Source organism: Stenotrophomonas sp. BIO128-Bstrain, from assembly GCF_030128875.1.
Lineage (GTDB): Bacteria > Pseudomonadota > Gammaproteobacteria > Xanthomonadales > Xanthomonadaceae > Stenotrophomonas > Stenotrophomonas bentonitica_A.
In genome coordinates this window covers 1216776-1234525 of sequence record NZ_CP124620.1, presented here as the reverse complement: position 1 = coordinate 1234525, position 17750 = coordinate 1216776, and the positions used below count along the sequence as shown (strand labels likewise).

The window sequence follows — 17750 nt, the reverse complement described above, 5'->3', positions numbered from 1 at the left end:
TGCGGCTTCAGTGGAAACGCTCAAGGGAGCAGCCCGGCGATTGGCGGCTGATGCGATCCACAAGGGCATGCAGCCGGTCGGTCTGCACCCCTACACACGCGCCGACGGTGAGCCTATGTTCTGGCGCATCCGCTGCAAGCATCCGGAAACAGGTAAGAAATGGATTCGCCCGATGCATTGGGCTGGCCGTGGCTATGTCATCGGTGAGCCACCTGCACCGGCTGTCGGAAAGCCACTGTATCGCCTGCATGAGCTGGCGGACCCAACCGATGGCAGGATTGTGTCTGTGGTCGAGGGCGAAGCCTGCGCCGACGCCTTGGCTAGGCTTGGCCTGCTGGCCACTACCAGTGGCAGCGTATCGAGCGCCGAAGGTGCAGACTGGTCGCCGCTGATGGGGCGACGTGTACGCCTTTGGCCAGACAACGATGATGCCGGCAGGAAGTACGCCGACGAGGTAGCCGCTCGACTGCACACGCTGGGCTGCGCCGTGGAGCGCATCGACGTGGATGCCCTGGGGCTGCCAGAGAAAGGTGACTGCGTGGACTGGCTCGCCGCCAACCCGGTGGCCGATGCGGTCGCGGTGAACGCCTTACCGCTGGTAGAGGAATATCCGAAGACAGCGCGCGCGGCCTGCCCTGCACAGCCTGTATCGCCAGAGCCCCTACCCGATCCGCTGCCAGCAGTGCCGGCATTCAATCCTGCGCTACTGCCCGATTGCGTGCGCACCTGGTGCACGGACGCAGCCGACAGTTTGCAAGTGCCGCTGGACTTCACGGCGGTGCCAGCAATGGTTGGCTTGGCTGCTGCGCTAGGTGGTCGGCACCTTGCCGTGCGCCTCAAGACGCACGGCCATTGGTACGAGCGGCCGATCCTGTGGGGCTGCGTGGTCGGGCGCCCGAGTAGCGGCAAGAGCCCTGCCCTGTCGCCCGCACGCCGTATGTTGGAGAGCGTGATTGGCCCCGAGCGGGCCGGGTACGAGCATGCCCGGCACGTACACGAGGGTAAGGCGATATTGGCCGATGCACGTAGGGCGCATGCCAAAGATGAAGCCCGCAAGGCGATCAAGAAAGGTATGGCCATTGATCCCGAGGCCCTGGGCGAGTCGGCACGCTTTGATGATGAGGCACCGTCCGAACCCCGCCTGGTGGTCAACGACGCCACGGTGGAGAAGCTGGGCGAGCTGTTGAACGAAAACCCGCGCGGGCTGATCCAGTTCCGTGATGAGCTGGCCGGGTGGCTGGCATCCCTGGACCGGGAAGGCCGAGAGCAGGACCGGGCGTTCTGGCTGGAATGCTGGAACGGCACTGGCCCGTATACGTCCGATCGCATTGGCAGGGGAACTGTTCGCATCGAGGCGTGCGCCGTGTCGATCCTAGGCGGCATGCAGCCCGGCAAGCTGGCCGAGTACGTACGCGGCGCGGTGCGTGGTGGATTCTCCGACGATGGCTTGATGCAGCGCTTCCAGTTGGCCGTCTATCCCGACCTGCCCGCATCGTGGCGCTACACCGACCGACCGATGGACCGGGGAGCTGAAGACTGCGCACGCACTGCATTCATGCGGCTTCGGGCGCTGAACCCCGCCGACGTTGGGGCAGAAAGCGCCGAAGCCTGCGATGTTCCATTCCTGCGTCTATCCGAGGGCGCACAGGACCTATTCATCGAATGGCAAACTGAGCTGATGCAGCGGCTGCGCGGCGGAGGCGAACCGGCTTTCATGGAGTCGCACTTGGCCAAGTACCCAGCTCTGGCGGGCCGGCTAGCGCTGGTGCTGCATCTGGCCGACAACGGCACTGGGCCGGTATCGGCTGACGCAATGCTCAAAGCCTTGGGCTGGTGCGAGCATCTGGAAGGTCACGCGCGCCGCGTTTACGCCCCGGCGACCGACAATGGCCTGACCGCTGCACACCTGCTGCTGCGCAAGCGTGACAGCTTGCCCGATGGCTTCACTACCCGTGACGTGTATCGGAAGTGCTGGGCAGGCCTGGATGATCCAGGCACAGTGGCCGAGGCACTGAATGTGCTGACTGACCACCGCCAAGTGATCGAGGTTTCCGAGATGACAGGGGGACGTCCGTCCGTAGCTTACCGGTGGTCGGCATGAGCGTGTGGCGTGAACGGCTGGCCGAGCTGACCGGCGAAAAAATCCTGAAAGTGCCGTCCGATCAACTGACAAAACCGCCAAAAGCCCCTTTTGTCAGTTTTGGCAGTGAGCAAGAAGGGCATTGGAGAAGACTCACAGGGACAGATTACGTGCGTGCCCATCTGCTGAAGCTGGCCGAGCATGAAGGCGTGGACGGCGGACTGGTTCATGCGCTCCCGGATGAAGAAGTGGCCGCCTGTGCCGGGCACGATGACATGGCCTTGCGGGCTTACCTGCGCGCACTGGAGGCCCGCAGGTTCCTGGACTCCGGCGTTACCCCACCCGTATGGGCCGAGCCGGTGACGGTCACCTGCGAGGGCTGCGGGCCGGTCCTGCTCTGGTTGGGCTGCCCGCCCGTGGTGAAGGCATGCCCGTGGTGCATTCGCCGGAAGGCCGGCAGGCCCATTGCCTGGCCCAAGGAACCCCGGATTGTCCGCTGGGCGCGGAAGGATGCCGGGAATACGAGCGGACCACCCTATTTCCTGCCAAGAGAAAAGACACCATGACCGATGGCTACCTGAGCAAGAACAAGGCACATCTGGCTAAGCTGCAACGACAGCGGCGGTCGGGCCTTTGCCGTATCGACTACATGCCCGGCCTGCAGGCACTGCGCGTGTTCCAGGCGCGGCAGGAGGAAGAACAGCCCGGAAGCGCCGGTGCGACCAATAGCGCGGTGCTGGACGCCATCCTGATCGAGTGGGCAGAGCTGACCGGAATAAAGTACAAGGAAATGGAATTGTCCAGTCCTTCGCCGGCAGGGCAGGAATTTCCTAGAGCGCTGGCGCTCGCGCTTGGCAATGCAGCATCACCACCGGAATTACGTCCCGCCCAGCACGCATGCGCGCGCGCGTATGACTTCGGTACCGTTGACAGTCCTCTGATCACTTCGAAGCAGCGATGCGTGGAAGCCAGATGTGGGGCGACTCGCCACCGTGACGGCCAGCCATGCCAAGCTAGGCCGGAGCCAAGCAAGCGACGCTGTCGTTTTCACGGCGGGCGGTCAACAGGCCCCAGAACCGACGCTGGTAAAGCCAGAGCGGAGGCAAACTTACGCTTACCGAAGAACCTGACTTAGGGGCTAGTGCAGGGCAAGCAATGCCCTTCTGGGGGCAACTTTGGGGGCATTTTTCTTAATGGCTGCGCAAGATGCTCGAAATGGATGGGTTTTCGTTGCCCACCTTCGGCACCATGGAAAACCAGAACGCCCCGGATCGACGGATCCGGGGCGTTTTTCGTTGTGCGTCAGACCAGACGCAGTGCGGGCTGGCCAGCAGTGGGATTGAGGTGCGCCGCGCGAGGCGCACCTGCCCCCGCCACCCGGAACGCCGCCACCGTCTGCAGCAGCCGGGTGGACTGCTCTTCCATGCTGCGGGCGGCCGCCGACGCCTCCTCCACCAGCGCGGCGTTCTGCTGCGTGCTCTCGTCGATGTGCTCGACCACCTGATTGATCTGCTCGATGCCCTCGCTCTGCTGCTGGGCGGCGGCGCTGATATCGGCCATCAGATCGCTCACGCGCTTCACGCTGACCACGATCTCGTCCATGGTGCGTCCCGCGCTCTCGACCTGGCGCGTGCCCGCCCCGACTTTCTCGACCGAGTCGCCGATCAGCTGCTTGATCTCCTTGGCGGCCTCGGCCGAACGCTGCGACAGCGAGCGGATTTCCGAGGCGACCACGGCAAAACCGCGGCCATGTTCACCCGCGCGCGCCGCCTCCACTGCCGCATTGAGCGCCAGGATGTTGGTCTGGAACGCGATGCCGTCGATCACCCCGATGATGTCGACGATACGGCGCGAGGAGTCGTTGATCAGCGACATGGTCGAAACCACCTCGTGCACCACCTGCCCACCCTGCGCCGCCACCTCGACCGCGCCACCGGCCAGCTGATTGGCCTGGCGGGCATTGTCGGCGGTGCGGCGCACGGTGGTGGTCAGGCCCTTCATCGACACGGCGGTTTCCTCCAGCGAGGCCGCCTGTTGTTCAGTGCGCACGGACAGGTCGCTGTTGCCTTCGGCGATCTCGCTGGCGCCCACCGCGATGGTGTCCGCGGCCAGTTTGATCTGGGCGATGATGCCGGCCATCGTCTCGACCAGCGCATTGATGCCCTCGCACAGTTCGGCGATCGGGCCGGTCTTGTCCTGGGTGGCGATATGGCCGGTCAGATCCCCGGCCTGCGCTGCGGCCACCACTTCGCGTGTCTGCGCGACGGCCTGCTGCAGCGCCAGGGTGTCACGCACCTGCGCGGTGATATCGGTGGCGTACTTGACCACTTTGAACGGGCGTCCGTTCATGTCATAGATCGGGTTGTACGAGGCCTGGATCCAGACCTCGCGCCCGCCTTTGCCCAGGCGCTTGTACTGGCCGGCATCGTACTCGCCACGGCCCAGTTTCGCCCAGAACGCGCGATACTCCGCGCTCTGGCGATGCTCGGGTTCGGCGAACATCGAATGATGCTGCCCGCGCACCTCCTCCAATGCGTAGCCCATGGCAGCGAGGAAGTTCTCGTTGGCGGCCAGAATGCGACCTTCAAGGTCGAACTCGATCACCGCCTGTGATTTGTTGATGGCCGCCAGTTGCCCGGCGAAGTCGGCCGCCTGGAATTTCTGCGCGGTGATGTCGGTCGCGAACTTGACCACCTTGTACGGCCGCCCGTTGCTGTCGAACACCGGGTTGTAGGACGCCTGGATCCAGATCTCGCGGCCACCCTTGCCGATCCGCCGGTACTGGCCCGCATCGAACTCGCCGCGACCCAGGTTGGCCCAGAAGTCGCGGTACTCCCGGCTCTGCGCGTACTCGGCATCGACGAACATCGCGTGATGCTTGCCCTGGATCTCCTCCAGGGTGTAGCCCAGCGTCTGCAGGAAGTTGTCGTTGGCATGGACGATGGTGCCATCGAGATGGAACTCGATCACCGCCTGGACCCGATGCAGGGCCTTGACCTGGTCCTCCAGCTCGGCCTGCCGCTGCAGGGCGGCTGATGCCGCAGCGCCTTGGGCGGCGCGTCGGGAAACGAACAATGCCGTGAGCGAACGCCACAACGAGCCGGCGTCGGCGTCGTTGCCACGACCTGGCACATGCGTGTGCAAGCCTGAAGTAATCATCTCTAGACCTCGGTGTCCTGTTAGCGAATAGGTCAGCGCCGGGCGGTGGCCCGGTGGCGGTATTCCGTTGGCTGGGACTCACGAAGACCGCCAGTGGGGATGACGTTGCTTCGATGGACTTCAAACACCGGGCAAGCCGGTGAACATGAACCATGAAAAAGGTGTACGGCCAGATATCCACGTGAGCAGACAGGCAGCAACTGCGAGTCATATAACGGCGCGTGTTCTGAAAGCTTTAGGGCCAGCATCCCCGCCCTGTGATGCAGACTGGCCCGGCGCCTACTCGCCACTTTCGCTGGCATCGAGGGCGTCCAGCGGGTCGACCGCACCCAACGCCTGGGCTTCGACCTGCACGTTGTCGCGCCCCATCGCCTTGGCCCGGTAGCACTGGGCGTCGGCGGCGGCCACGGCATCATCCACGCTCATGCCCCCGAACAGCGGGGCGATCCCGATGCTGGCCCCCACGCTCAACCGGCGCTGATCCCAGGGGATGGACAACCCACGCATCGCCTCGAGCAGGTCGCTGGCGATGCGCCGGGCACGCTTGAGCGAACAGCCGGCCAGGATCACCGCGAACTCGTCGCCGCCCAGCCGCGCCACGATGTCCGAATCGCGCACGCCGTGCCGCAGCACGCTGGCCACCGCCCACAGCACGGCATCGCCGGCCAGATGGCCGTGGGTATCGTTGACCGGCTTGAAATGGTCCAGGTCGATGTACATCAACGAGGCCGACTGCCCGGTCCGCGCGACCCGGGTGATGGCCTGTTGCAGGTGCGCCTCGAAACCGCGCCGGTTGCTCAGTTCGGTCAGCGGGTCGATCTCGGCCAGATGCCGGGCTTCGCGCTGGCGGGCGCGCTGCTGGGTGACATCACGGATCACCCAGACCGCGCCGCTGACCTGCCCCTGCTCATCGCGCAGCCAGGCACGGGTAAGGTCGACCGGCAGCAGGTGAGCACCGGCCGACAGCAACAGGTCCGAATGCAGATCGACCGCGTTGCTGTCCGGGTCGAGCAGCACGGCCACATCCAGCGGTGAGCGCGGCGCGTACTCGGTGGTGAGTTCCATCACCTCCTGCAGCTGGCTGCCGGCCAGCGCCTCGGCGCCCTCCCCGGCCAGCGCGCGCGTGGCCGCGGCATTGGCGTACTGGATGCCCCCGTGCAGATCCAGGGTGAGCACCATGTCGGCCACCGCATCCAGGGTGACGCGGGTGCGCTGCTCGGATTCGCGCAACTGCTGGCCGCTGAGCCGCTGCGCGGTCACGTCCTGGATCTGCGAAACGAAATGCAGCGGCTCGCCATTCTCGGCGCGCACCAGTGAGACCGACAGCCGCCCCCAGACCAGGTTGCCGGCCTTGCCCAGATAGCGCTTCTCCATGTGGTAGTGCTCGCGACGGCCGGCCAGCAGGTCACCGAGCAGGGCCAGGTCGGTGTGCAGGTCATCCGGATGCGTCAGTGTCTGGAAGTCGATCTGCAGCAGTTCGGCACGGGTGTAACCGAGGATGCCGCACAGCGAATCGTTGACGTCCAGCCAACGCCCTTCCAGCGAGACCAGGGCCATGCCCAGCGCCGCCGAAGAGAACGCCCCGGCAAACTTCTCGGCCGCGACGAAGGCCTGCTCGCGTACCTGCAGCAGCGGGGTGAGATCGACCGCCATGCCGACATAGCCGATCCGGCTGCCCCCCGCGCCGTCCAGTGGGCTGATCGACAACCGCACCTGGCGCCGTTCGCCGTCCTTGCGCAGGAAGGTCCATTGGTGCGACCACGTGCCTTGGGCAGCGTGCGCGGTCAGTGCCTCGAAAATGGTCGGCATCCGCCCCTCCGCATCCACCTGGGGCTGCAGGTAGGCACGCATCTCGTCCGGATCATGGAACAGCCCGGGGTTGACCCGCCCGATCACCTCCTCGGGCCGGTAGCCCAGCAGCTTCTGGGCGCCGGTATTGAACAGGTTCACCACCCCATTGATGTCGGTGGCGATCACCGCAACCTCATCGGATGCATCCACCACCGCCTGCAGGCGCTGGCGCATGTTGGCCGCGTCCTGCCGGGCCTGCTGCAGATCGGTGACGTCGGCATGGGCACCGGCCATCCACAGCGGGCGGCCCTGCGCATCGCGCTCGTAGACGCGGCCACGGTCCTGCACCCAGATCCAGTGGCCCTGCTTGTGGCGCATCCGGCACAGGCTGTCGTAGTGCGGCGAGCGGCCCTCCAGATGCGCGCTGAGCAGCGCGTTGGATTGGGCCAGATCTTCGGGATGCACCAGCCGGAAGAAGGTCTCGGGCGTGATCGGGGCGAGTTCCTCGCGGGTGTAGCCCACGATCTCCGCCCAGCGCTCGTTGACCCGCATCTGCCCGCCCGGGATGTTCCATTCCCAGGTGCCGGCCGCGGTGCCGTCGATGATCATTTCAAGCCGATGGCGCTGCTCGGCCATCTCACGCAGCGCTTCGGCCGCTTCGGCAGCGTCGGAGGCGCCGGTCGGTGACTGGCTCATGGGCGCCCTCCGCGCCGGCAGGCCGCGCACAGCCCTGCCGCAGCGCGGTGATCGGCGCTGCGGCCCGCCCGGTTGCCCGGTCCTGCCTGGTCGTCTGTCATCTGGGCTCCCCGCCGTCCACCCACCCTACGGGCATTCAACGGGAAGTGTGCGTAAACATGCGTCAAACCAGAAGTGCCCACGGCCACCCAGACCCCCGAAAACGCCAAAGGCCGCCCGAAGGCGGCCCCTGGCAGGCAACGGCAGCAGGCTCAGCCGCCGCGCTTGGCCCGGGCGAAGGCATCGGCCAGCGCATTGTTGGCCGGCGGTGCCGCGCTGCCCGGACGGGGGCCGGACGGGCCGCCGCGGTTGCCGTTGCGCGGGCCATTGCCCGCCCCACCGTCGCGGCGGCCGCCACCGGCCGGGCGCGCGTCGCGCTCGCCCGGGGCCTTGGCCGGGGCCGGGGTGTCATCCAGGCGGCGGGTCAGCGCGATGCGCTTGCGCGCCACGTCGACCTCCAGCACCTTCACCTTGACGATGTCACCGGCCTTGACCACGTCACGCGGGTCCTTGACGTAGGTGTCCGACAGCGCGGAGATGTGGATCAGCCCATCCTGGTGCACGCCGATGTCCACGAAGGCACCGAACGCAGCCACGTTGCTGACCACGCCTTCCAGGACCATGCCGACCTTGAGGTCCTTCAGTTCCTCGACACCGTCGGCGAAGCGGGCCGCCTTGAACTCCGGACGTGGATCGCGGCCGGGCTTCTCCAGCTCTTTCAGGATGTCGCGCACGGTCGGCACACCGAAGGTCTCGTCGGTGAACTGTTCCGCCTTCAGGCCGCGCAGGAAGCTGCCGTCGCCGATCAGGGCCTTGATCGGGCGTGCGGTGGCCGCCACGATGCGCTCCACCACCGGGTAGGCTTCCGGGTGCACCGAAGACGCATCCAGTGGCTGGTCGCCATCGGCGATGCGCAGGAAGCCGGCGCACTGCTCGAAGGTCTTCTCGCCCAGGCGCGGCACTTTCAGCAGGTCCTTGCGGCGCTTGAACGGACCGTTGTCGTCGCGATGCCGCACGATGTTCTCGGCCACAGTGGATGACAGCCCGGACACGCGCGACAGCAGCGCGGCCGAGGCGGTATTGACGTGCACGCCGACCGCGTTGACGCAGTCCTCCACGCGCGCATCCAGCGCGCGCGCCAGGCGGTACTGGTCCACGTCGTGCTGGTACTGGCCCACGCCGATCGCCTTGGGTTCGATCTTCACCAGCTCGGCCAGCGGATCCTGCAGGCGGCGGGCGATCGACACCGCACCGCGGATGGACACGTCCAGGTTCGGGAATTCCCTGGCCGCGAACTCCGAGGCCGAGTACACCGAGGCACCGGCCTCGCTGACCACGATCTTCTGCAGTTTGGTATCGCCCAGCGCCTTGATCACCTCACCGGCCAGCTTGTCGGTCTCACGGCTGGCCGTGCCGTTGCCGATCGCGATCAGTTCCACGTTGTGCTGCACGCACAGCTGCTTGATCGTGTGCAGCGACTGGTCCCACTGGCGGCGCGGCTCGTGCGGGTAGATGGTGTCGGTGGCGACCAGCTTGCCGGTGGCATCGACCACGGCGATCTTGCAGCCGGTGCGGATGCCCGGGTCGAGGCCGAGCACGGCCTTCGGGCCGGCCGGGGCGGACAGCAGCAGGTCCTTGAGGTTGTCACCGAACACCGAGATCGCCTCGGCCTCGGCTTTTTCGCGGGCCTGGTTGAACAGGTCCAGCAGCAGGTGCATGTGCAGCTTGGCGCGCCAGGTCAGGCGGCAGGCGTCCAGCAGCCAACGGTCGCCCGGGCGGCCGGCATCGCGGATGCCCGCGTTGTGCGCGACGCGGCCCTCGGCGTACAGATTGCCGGCCTCGGCATCGCTGCCCGGGTCCAGCTCCAGGAACAGGATTTCCTCGCGGCGTGCGCGGAACAGCGCCAGCAGGCGGTGCGACGGGATCTTCGCCAGCGATTCGGAATGTTCGAAGTAGTCGCGGTACTTGGCGCCCTGCTCTTCCTTGCCCTCGGCGACACGCGCGCGGATCACGCCGTTCTCGCCCAGCCAGGTGCGCAGCTCGCCGACGAGTGCGGCATCCTCGCCCCAGCGCTCCATCAGGATCGCGCGGGCGCCTTCCAGCGCTGCCTTGACGTCGGCCACGCCCTTGTCGGTATCGACGAAGGTCGCGCCGAAGACCTGCGGATCCAGACCCGGATCCGCCAGCAGGCCATCGGCCAAGGGCTCCAGGCCGGCCTCACGCGCGATCTGGGCACGGGTGCGGCGCTTGGGCTTGTACGGCAGGTAGAGATCTTCCAGGCGCGACTTGGTGTCCGCGCCGAGGATCTCGTTGCGCAGCTCATCGCTGAGCTTGCCCTGTTCGTCGATGCTGGACAGCACCGCGGCGCGGCGGTCTTCCAGTTCACGCAGATAGGTCAGGCGCGTTTCGAGATTGCGCAGCTGGGTGTCGTCCAGGCCGCCGGTGACTTCCTTTCGGTAGCGGGCGATGAACGGAACGCTGGCGCCTTCGTCCAACAGGGCGATGGCGGCCAGGGCCTGGGCGGTCTGGGCACCGATCTCATCGGCGATGGTCTGGGCGATCTGCTGCGCGAGCTTGATGTCAGGCATTGCTTCCGGCCGGAGCCGCTTTGCGGAAAGAACCCATTCTGGCGATGCCGGGCGGCCGGGGAAAGCCGTTGACAGTCCGGTGCGAACCTGTCGCCCCGTGGCGGTGACCACACGAGGGGTCCTGCGTTCACGCCGGCATCCTTGCGTGGGGCCGGGATGCCGGCGCGGGCGCCCTTGATCAACGGGCGCCTTGGCGGTGCTGCGGGTTACCGGTAATGCACGGCAGCGCGTTGATGGACGATCTCATCGCGCATCGACTCCAGCGCCATCACCCGCACCTTGCCTACGCCCTGCAATTCCATGAACCGCTCGGTGTAGATCTCAGGGCCCTGCTCGGTATCGGCCTGGGATTTGCTGAAGCCATGCGGCACCAGGCCCTTGTCGCCATCCTTGCTACCACCGACATAAAGAACGATTGCCATGTGATGTGTTCCTCCAGAAAAACGGTTGCTCATACAACGCTGCAAGCTTACCCCGTCAAACCTGACTGATTCGTCATGCAGGCTAATAACGTTTTTTTGCATGCAGATGACGTCGCGTTGCCGACGTTTTTCTTACACGGATTTAACGCGGAAATAACGCCACCGTGGCCACCACCCGCGGCCCTGCAGCGCGTACACATCGGCCGCGCGCTCGAACGGGTTGCGTGCACTGACCCCGCCGCACAGCAGGTACACCGGCAGATACAGCGGCCCGAGCACCAGATACTGGTAGACGTGTGCGCGCTCGTGGTCGTGCAGGCCGATCACCGGCTCGGTGGCGTGACCGGCCTGGTGCGCGTAGGTCCGGCACGGCACGTCGAGCACCGGCCCGGTATGCAGGATCACGTTGCCCAGCGTGATCGCCCCGCCCGGCCCCCAGGGAAATTCACGGAACACGACCGCGCAGTCGCGCCCGTTCCAGGACGGACGTGCGCCAGCCAGCATCGCCGTGGCGCCCGCGGCGAGACCGATCAGGGTATTGGGCGAGGTCCACACCGCGCCCAGCATCTGCAGTGCCCGCAGCAGCACCGGCGACAGGCTCAATCGGCCTCGTTGGGGATCAGCAGCCACAGGATCAGATAGACCAGGATGCCCGGAAACGCGGCCGAACCGATCGAGATCAGCACGAACAGCACCCGGACCAGGGTGACGTTCCAGCCGAAACGATGTGCAATGCCGCCCATGACGCCGGCGATCATGCGGTCGTTGAGCGAGCGGGACAGCGGGCGCGGCGGTGTGTTCATGCACGGGGTCTCGAGCCGGTAGATGCCGACTCTAGCGCGAACCATGTCTACGGGGTGCGTTGGCGCAGGGCCGCCAACCGCGCGGTGAACCAGACCGCCGCGGTCTGCTCCGGCTGGCCCGGGCAGGCGATCCGGTACGGCTTGCCGCTCATGCTGCTCTGGCTGGCGGCGCGCTCGATGAACTGCTCGGCGGTGTCCACCTTGTCCTTCCTGAGCAGGTAGTCGTACTTGCGCTGCAGATGGGCGCGCGCCTCGGCGGCGTCGTGCCAGCTGCCGTTGCGCTGGAAGCGGCAGCTGGAGCCATCCAGTGCGCCGATCAGACCGGCGATCTCGCGGCGGGCGGCCTCGCCCGGCGCCGCCTGGGCCGTGCCGCCCAGCAGCAGGGCGACCAGCCCGATCAGGATGCCGGGGACCACGGACGTGCGTTTTCGCGATTGTTGCATGGTGCCTCCTGAGTGCAGGCCACTAATGTAGCGTCCTCGCCTTCGTGCACGGGAACCTTTCATGCCATACCCGGTCCTGCCCCGCCTGCTGCTCCTGCTCGCACCGGCGTCCACCGTGCCGGCCTGCCCGGGCGCCTCCGATCAGGCGAGGCAGTTGGCCGAGCGCACCTGGATCACCACTGCCGTGTATGAAGGCGATGATCGCAGCCGCAACCAGGTCGCACGCTACCCCGGCGTGGTCGGCATTTCGCTCTGGGACGCGTGCACTAATCGCTTCGAGTACTTCGATCCGGCCACCGGCCGCTCGCGCGCCGAACACGGCGGTGCAGGATGGTTTTTCTTTACCGGCGACCGTCGCCATCAGCACACCGTGCCCGATGCCGGCACGCCGCTACGCCGTCGTGTAGAGGTTCTGACCGCGTCGGAATTCACCTATTCCCGACAGGTGCCGCACGGCATGCGTGAGGGCGCGCCCTTGGTCACGGTACATGTCGTGCACACCCCTTACGCAGGCCCGTGGCAGGTCCAGGCCACTGCATCAGCCGCCTCACCATGAAGTTCAGCTGCGCTGCTGCAACCAGTCTGTAATCGTGCCGGGCACCTCGCGCTGGGCGCGGCCGGACACGTAGATGCCGATATGGCCGCCACGGAAACTGCTTTCGGTGTAGTCGGGGCTGCCGATCCGGCCGCGCAGCGCGCGTGATGCGTCCGGTGGCACCAGGTGGTCCTGTTCGGCGTAGATGTTCAGTACCGGCAACGTCACCTGCTGGAGGTCGACATGTTCCTCGCCGATGCGTACGCCATCGTGCATGAGCCCGTTGCCCTGGTAGAACTGCTTGATGAAATCGCGGAACGCTTCGCCCGCAAGATCCGGCGAATCGAAGATCCACTTTTCCATGCGCAGGAAATCCTCCAGCGCGTCCTTGTCATCGAGGATGTCGAGCAGGCCGACGTACTTCTGCACATTGAGCCGGAACGGCTTGAGCATCAGGTAACTGGCGTTCATCAGATCGGCCGGGATGTTGCCCAGCGTGTCCACCAGCAGATCCACGTCCACCTGCCGTGCCCAGTGCGAGAGCATGTTGTCCGGGGTGTGGAAATCGACCGGGGTGACCATCGTGATCAGGTTGGCCAGCTTGGCCTGGCGCAGCGCGGCGTAGCACAGCGCGAACACGCCGCCCTGGCAGATGCCGAGCATGTTGATCGGCTCACCGCCATTGTGGGCCTGCAGGTGGTCCACCGCGCCATCGACGAACCGCAGCAGGTAATCCTCCAGCGTCTGGTAGCGCTCGGAACGGTCCGGATAGCCCCAATCCAGTACATACACATCATGGCCGAGCGCCAGCAGTTTCTGCACCAGCGAGCGGTCTGTCTGCAGGTCGACCATGTACGGCCGGTTGACCAGCGCATAGACGATCAGCAGCGGCGTCCGCCGTACCGGCGCCTGGCCGCCGACAAACCGGTACAGGGCGACCTTGCCATCGCGCCACACTTCCTCGCGGGTGGTAACGCCGTACTCGACATCCTCCACCGAGGGCAGCAGCGTCAGGCCATCCATCAGCTTGCGCTGCATGGCCAGGGTTTCCTGCAGCAGGTCTTCGGCGTTGAAGCCCAGGGGACCTTTCATGCGCTGCGTTTCCGGGGTTTGGCGGCGGCCTTCACCGGTTGGGTGGCTGTAGCGGTTTTCGCGGCTTCAGCGGCTTTCGCCGTCTTCGCAGGTTTGGGTGCCTTGCTCTGTTCTGGTGCCGCCTTCTTCGGGGCTGCCTGCTTCGCGGCTGCCTTCTTCGCGGCTGCCTTCTTCGGAGCGGACTTCTTCGGAGCTGCTTTCTTCGGAGCTGACTTCGTCGGAGCTGTCTTCTTCGAGGCGGCCGGCCGGGTGGCCGGCCTGCCATCGCCTGCGCCGCCGGCCATGCGCCGCACCAACCGCTCCAACTCGGCGATGCGGCGGTGTGCCGCATCCATTTCCGTGCGTGTCGGCAGGCCGAAGCCCTCGGTCAGCCGTTCGATTTCCTGCTGGGTTGCCGCGCGCAGCCGCATCTGGGCGTTACCGAGCGCGGCGTAGACCGCCTGGAACGGTTCGGACAGCGCGACCTTCGCGTAGGCCTCTTCGGCCGCGTCGATCCACAGATCGAACATCGCCCGTGCACTGGTCAACTGATTGCCCGGCTGTTCGTGTTCGGCCAGGCGCTGCTCGAACAGGGTGAACGCATCGTCCAGCGCCTGCTTGATCTGCTCCACGTAATCGCGCGAGTGCGCCTGGTAGTCCTGCTGCGCCCGCAGCAGTGCCTGCCAGCGGGCCTGATGCTCGCGGCCGGGGCCGAACGCCGGGCTCTGCAGCCACGGGCCGAGCTGGCGCTGCAGGGTTTCCAGCAGCTGCAGCAGGTCCGGGCCTTCGGCCTGGGTATGACCACGGGCGCCCTGCAGCATCCACTGCAGCAGCCCGTCGCCCTGCCCCAGCACCGCCGTGCGCCACGCCTGCGCGACTTCGGCGCTGGTGGTGTCGCGGCCGGCGAACTGGGCCGCCACCTGCTGCATGGTGCCGTACCAGCCACCGGCCTGTTCACGGAAACGGTGCACCGCCTCGTCGGCCGGCCCACTGGCGGCGTTGGGCATCATCTGCGCCCACCAGTCGATCGCCTGCTGCCAGTTTCCCTGTCCCTCGGGGCCGGCCGCCTGGCCCGGCGGCGCTGCGGCGTGCCGCAGGGCATCGCCCCACGCACTGAAATACTGCCGCGCAAGGGCCTCTACGTCGCCTGCGCTGCTGCCGCTGCCCGCCGTGGTCATGACCGTCCTCCCGTCTCGGGAAACGATGATAGCAATGCCGCGTCGCCGCGCCTCACGGCTTGGGAATGCGCAGGGTCTTGCTGATCATCAGCGAACCGGACAGCGCGAACAGCAACACCAGCGGGTGCAGCTGCCACGGCCCGAGCTGCCACTGGCCCAGCCACAGGTCAGGCCCGGTCGCACCGACGCTGGCCGCCACCGCCAGCACCACCACCAGCGCCAGGCTGGTCGGAATCGGGGTGCCCTCGAAGTACGGCACCTTGTCGCCTTCGCCGGCCAGCGCCTCGGCGGTCACGTTGTAGCGTGCCAGGCGGCTGACACCGCAGCAGACGAAGTAGCTCAGCACCAGCCAATCCCAGCCGCCCTGCATGCCACAGGCGTAGGCCAGCGCGGCCGGCGCCACGCCGAAGGAGATGATGTCCGACAGTGAATCCAGCTCGCGGCCCAGCGTGGAGCTGGACTTGCGCCAGCGGGCGATGCGCCCGTCCAGGGCATCGAAAATGAAGGCCAGCGGGATCAGGGCCATCCCGAACAGCAGATAGCTGCGCTCGCCGTCCTGCAGGTAGCGCATGGCGGCAAAGACCGCCCCGGTGCCGCAGAACGCGTTGGCCAGGGTGAACCAGTCGGCCAGGTGGAACTCGCGCAACATCGAGAAGTGACGTTTCATGAAAGATCGGGTGGCGGCAATCGGAAGAGAGTACCGCGAGCGGCCCGCGCCCGGACAGCCCACCCTACGCTGCCGTACCCCGGCCTTGCCGCGCCGTTCACGCCAGCACGACCTGCGGTGAATTTTTGGCCACCCATCTTGACAGCGAGCACCGGCGGGGGCCGACGCGGCTTATCCACAAACTTGCCCACGAGTCATCCACACCCCCTGTGGACAACTCAGTCTCATTGGCCGCGACGCTGGTGATTTGTTGATCACCGATCCTCATCGCCAGATGGAAATCGGCCTTCACGCGGCCGCCCATCGAGCGTCCCGGTCGGCTAAGCTGGCCGATGGACTCCGCCGCCGCCAGGTCCTGCCGCCCACCGACAGGAGTCTTGCGCGTGCTTTCCCCCGATGATCTGGCGACCCAGTTGCGCCACCCGCATGGGATCCACGCGCTTGCGGTGGCCCAGTCGATGAACCGCAGCAACGGTGATCTCAACCGCGCCGCCCTGGCGCTGCTGTCGGTCACTGCCGGCGAGCAGGTGCTGGAGATCGGCCCCGGCAATGCCGCCTTTGCGCCCGAGCTGCTGCAGGCGCCGCACAGTCGTTACCTGGGCGTGGATGTCTCCGCGGCGATGGTGGCGGCCGGCAATGCACTGCTGGCCGGGCACGGTCTACAGGAGCGGGCCGAGCTCCACCTCGGCGACGCCCATGCCCTGCCGCTGGACGAGGCCTGCATCGATGCGGCGCTGGCGGTGAACACCCTGTATTTCTGGGACGAACTGAGACTCCCGTTCGCCGAGTTGGCGCGCGTGCTGCGCCCCGGTGGCCGGCTCTGCCTGGCCTTCGGCGATGCGGCGTTCATGCGCACCCTGCCGTTTGCCGCACATGGCTTCCACCTGCACGAACTGGCTGAGGTCGAGCAGGCCCTGCGCAGCGCCGGGCTGACCGTGCAGGCCTGGCGTGCCCATCACGAAACCGGGCGCAGCAACGACGGGCGCGAAGTAAACAAACACTTCCATCTGCTGCTCGCCCGCCGGTTGTAGTGCCGGCCGCTGGCCGGCAGCCACGCACCTCCGTCTCCGCTCATGACGTGCCGGCCGCTGGCCGGCAACCACCCTACAGGCGGGTGTAACTCCACGAATGCATGGCGCCGTCGCGGTACGGCATCACGCCGTGGAAGGCGCGCGGCTCGTCGTCGAAGACCAGCGGCAGGAAGCTGCGATCGCCTTCCCACAACGGCAGGCTGTCGATCTTGTCCACGTCCACCCACTCCAGCGTGCCCTCCGGGTTGGAGGTCAGCGGCGTGCCGGTGAAGTCATCGATGACGAACACGAAGCCGAACCAGTCCTCACCGTTCCTGCCGAAACCCGGCCAGCTGATCGTGCCGCGCAGGCGCATGGTCCCGCACTCGATGCCGGCCTCCTCGCGGATTTCGCGGCGCATGCAGGCCGCGGCGTCTTCATCGCGCTCCATCTTGCCGCCCAGCCCGTTGTACTTGCCCAGGTGCAGGTCACCAGGGCGGGCATTGCGGTGGATCATCAGCACTTGCTTGCCGTCGGCGGACAGCACGTAGCCCAAGGTGGCCACGATGGGGGTGTAGGGCATTTCGCACACGCTCGGGAACACAGACCCCGATTATGCGTGATCCGCCAGGCCGCGGCTCAGGGCACCAGGCTGGTGCGGCGTGCGTCGGCCGGTGCGGCCACCTCGCCATCGCGGCGCAGCGTGGCCACCCCGTGGCCGCGTTCGGCCAGGTATTCCAGCCATTTGCCGAGGAAGGTGTTCATCCGCATGCGGTGGCTGATCAGCTCGGCCGGCGGCGGGTACATCCCGACCACGTCCTGCCAGCGGCGGCCGACGTAGCAATGGGTGGTCTCGGCCTGCCGGGCATCACGGTACAGGCGCACATAGGCCGACGGGTCCGGCTGCCCGGTGACCGGGTCGGCGAAGTCGTAGGTCAGGCGCAGCTCGACCGTGTAGCGGTGGCACTCGATGACATCCAGGCGCACATCCAGCCCATCGCCGATCGAGGAGACGTAGCTGCCGGGCACCAGTTCGGAGGGTGCGAACAGGCGCACCAGGTGCTGGTAGTTTTCCGCATACAGGCCCATCAACCAGCTCAGGCGGCTGAGCCGGGGAATGCGTTCGATACGGGGCGATGCCTGGGCCATGGGTCGATCCTACACGTTGATCTCCCAACGTGGGGGCGGCACCACGCCGGCCAAAGGGGCGGCCCGCAACCGGTTCACGGACGCAGGGCAGCCCCGGCACGGGACGAAGGAAGCGCCCC

17 protein-coding genes are annotated in these 17750 nt (G+C 66.7%); 5 read left to right on the top strand and 12 right to left on the bottom strand.

Annotated elements, in window-relative coordinates:
• Positions 1-10 precede the first annotated feature (10 nt).
• From POS15_RS05525 to POS15_RS05515, 3 genes are read left to right on the top strand one after another with little or no spacing between them, the layout of a single operon-like run.
• Positions 11-2101, top strand: coding sequence for a DUF3987 domain-containing protein (locus POS15_RS05525; RefSeq protein ID WP_284129171.1), 2091 nt, complete (start codon positions 11-13; stop codon positions 2099-2101).
• Positions 2098-2646, top strand: a complete 549-nt coding sequence (locus POS15_RS05520; protein ID WP_284129170.1) for a hypothetical protein — start codon at positions 2098-2100, stop codon at positions 2644-2646. The genes POS15_RS05525 and POS15_RS05520 overlap by 4 nt, the downstream gene beginning before the upstream one ends.
• On the top strand, positions 2643-3215 hold the full coding sequence (locus POS15_RS05515; protein ID WP_284129169.1) for an HGGxSTG domain-containing protein: 573 nt from the start codon (positions 2643-2645) through the stop codon (positions 3213-3215). The genes POS15_RS05520 and POS15_RS05515 overlap by 4 nt, the downstream gene beginning before the upstream one ends.
• Before the next feature lie 167 nt (positions 3216-3382).
• On the opposite strand, the gene POS15_RS05510 is transcribed toward POS15_RS05515, so the two are convergent.
• The 7 genes from POS15_RS05510 to POS15_RS05480 all read right to left on the bottom strand — a co-directional run bounded on the left by POS15_RS05510 (position 3383) and on the right by POS15_RS05480 (position 12021).
• Complete coding sequence (locus POS15_RS05510; RefSeq protein WP_235319005.1) at positions 3383-5239, bottom strand: methyl-accepting chemotaxis protein; 1857 nt, start codon at positions 5237-5239, stop codon at positions 3383-3385.
• A 279-nt stretch (positions 5240-5518) separates the two neighbouring features.
• Complete coding sequence (locus tag POS15_RS05505; protein WP_046273929.1) at positions 5519-7726, bottom strand: PAS domain S-box protein; 2208 nt, start codon at positions 7724-7726, stop codon at positions 5519-5521.
• 251 nt (positions 7727-7977) lie between these two features.
• The gene (locus POS15_RS05500) at positions 7978-10353 is read right to left on the bottom strand and encodes a Tex family protein (protein ID WP_284129168.1); all 2376 of its coding nucleotides are present in this window, start codon (positions 10351-10353) and stop codon (positions 7978-7980) included.
• Positions 10354-10559: 206 nt separating this feature from the next.
• On the bottom strand, positions 10560-10775 hold the full coding sequence (locus POS15_RS05495; RefSeq protein ID WP_019184137.1) for a hypothetical protein: 216 nt from the start codon (positions 10773-10775) through the stop codon (positions 10560-10562).
• Positions 10776-10907: 132 nt separating this feature from the next.
• Positions 10908-11342 carry a hypothetical protein gene (locus POS15_RS05490; protein WP_046273418.1) on the bottom strand — a complete coding sequence of 145 codons (435 nt, stop codon included), beginning with the start codon at positions 11340-11342 and terminating at the stop codon, positions 10908-10910.
• A gap of 32 nt (positions 11343-11374) precedes the next feature.
• Positions 11375-11578, bottom strand: coding sequence for a PspC domain-containing protein (locus tag POS15_RS05485; RefSeq protein ID WP_019184139.1), 204 nt, complete (start codon positions 11576-11578; stop codon positions 11375-11377).
• 47 nt (positions 11579-11625) lie between these two features.
• A complete protein-coding gene (locus tag POS15_RS05480; RefSeq protein WP_046273405.1) occupies positions 11626-12021 on the bottom strand; it encodes a YfeK family protein in 396 nt (131 codons plus the stop codon).
• Positions 12022-12175: 154 nt separating this feature from the next.
• Here POS15_RS05480 and POS15_RS05475 point away from each other — a divergent pair, with 154 nt between their 5' ends.
• Complete coding sequence (locus POS15_RS05475) at positions 12176-12577, top strand: DUF4822 domain-containing protein (RefSeq protein WP_284129167.1); 402 nt, start codon at positions 12176-12178, stop codon at positions 12575-12577.
• A gap of 3 nt (positions 12578-12580) precedes the next feature.
• On the opposite strand, the gene phaC is transcribed toward POS15_RS05475, so the two are convergent.
• Genes phaC through POS15_RS05460 form a run of 3 tightly spaced genes read right to left on the bottom strand, consistent with a single transcriptional unit; the run spans position 12581 to position 15472 of the window.
• Complete coding sequence (gene phaC / locus POS15_RS05470; RefSeq protein WP_046273403.1) at positions 12581-13648, bottom strand: class III poly(R)-hydroxyalkanoic acid synthase subunit PhaC; 1068 nt, start codon at positions 13646-13648, stop codon at positions 12581-12583.
• Positions 13645-14805, bottom strand: coding sequence for a class III poly(R)-hydroxyalkanoic acid synthase subunit PhaE (gene phaE, locus POS15_RS05465; RefSeq protein ID WP_046273402.1), 1161 nt, complete (start codon positions 14803-14805; stop codon positions 13645-13647). Before phaE ends, phaC begins: the two co-directional genes overlap by 4 nt.
• 52 nt (positions 14806-14857) lie before the next feature.
• On the bottom strand, positions 14858-15472 hold the full coding sequence (locus POS15_RS05460) for a CDP-alcohol phosphatidyltransferase family protein (RefSeq protein WP_019184144.1): 615 nt from the start codon (positions 15470-15472) through the stop codon (positions 14858-14860).
• A gap of 383 nt (positions 15473-15855) precedes the next feature.
• Here POS15_RS05460 and POS15_RS05455 point away from each other — a divergent pair, with 383 nt between their 5' ends.
• Complete coding sequence (locus tag POS15_RS05455; RefSeq protein ID WP_235318933.1) at positions 15856-16503, top strand: class I SAM-dependent methyltransferase; 648 nt, start codon at positions 15856-15858, stop codon at positions 16501-16503.
• Positions 16504-16576: 73 nt separating this feature from the next.
• Here POS15_RS05455 and POS15_RS05450 read toward each other — a convergent pair whose 3' ends face one another.
• Complete coding sequence (locus tag POS15_RS05450) at positions 16577-17065, bottom strand: 8-oxo-dGTP diphosphatase (RefSeq protein ID WP_284129166.1); 489 nt, start codon at positions 17063-17065, stop codon at positions 16577-16579.
• Between the two features lie 56 nt (positions 17066-17121).
• Entirely contained in the window at positions 17122-17631 is a 510-nt protein-coding gene (locus POS15_RS05445; protein WP_019184147.1) for a DUF1249 domain-containing protein, read from the bottom strand.
• Positions 17632-17750: the final 119 nt, after the last annotated feature.